Origin of the sequence: Gluconobacter sp. P1D12_c (assembly GCF_018812105.1) — a bacterium.
Lineage (GTDB): Bacteria > Pseudomonadota > Alphaproteobacteria > Acetobacterales > Acetobacteraceae > Gluconobacter > Gluconobacter oxydans_A.
In genome coordinates this window covers 1-611 of the sequence record NZ_JACSIQ010000176.1, presented here as the reverse complement: position 1 = coordinate 611, position 611 = coordinate 1, and the positions used below count along the sequence as shown (strand labels likewise).

Annotated in this window: 1 protein-coding gene; it reads left to right on the top strand. The window is 43.2% G+C overall.

The window, feature by feature from the left end; genetic code table 11:
* Nucleotides 1–159 precede the first annotated feature (159 nt).
* Nucleotides 160–611 (top strand): plasmid recombination protein (locus tag KP705_RS16190; RefSeq protein WP_215764984.1); only part of this gene is annotated, 452 nt, incomplete at its 3' end.

The following is a 611-nucleotide window of genomic DNA, read 5'->3' as shown; positions in this document are numbered from 1 at the left end:
CAATAAAGATGAGATACGCCTTTGGGTTAAAGATTTAGAAGAATGTGACAAGGATGGTTTGTATTCGAGTATCGATAATTTAGATTTGGAAAATTGTACGTCTGATGATTTTAAAAGAAGACTCTCAACGATTTGCGAGAAATTTTTTGGATCGTTGTCATGAGTTATCAATTCGCACATTTTGAGATGCTGAGTCGTAAAGTGCTTGTAAAGCCTTCCGACAAGGCAACGAAGTCTAAGAAGTGGAATATTAAAGAGACTATAGATGAGGCTACCCGGAGAAATCCGGATGCCTGTTTGCATGTTGAAAATCCAGGCAAGCCGGTTCTCGTTTTTGGTCAGGATTTAGAAGCTCTTGAGCGTGAGCATGAGCAGGCTTGCGATGGTGCTGTTGATGTTCAGAAGAATGGCAAGAGCAGGAAAATCAGAAGCACTCAAAATACTATGGCGTGCATTGTTCTGTCTTGGCCAGGTGAGATGGATGCCGATTGTAAGCGTTGGCAAGCTCGGTCGGTCAAGTGGTTGCAGGACACGTATGGGGACCAGTTGAAGACAGTCATCAGGCATGATGATGAGGCTTTTCCTCATCTTCATGCTTTCATCGTTCCTGA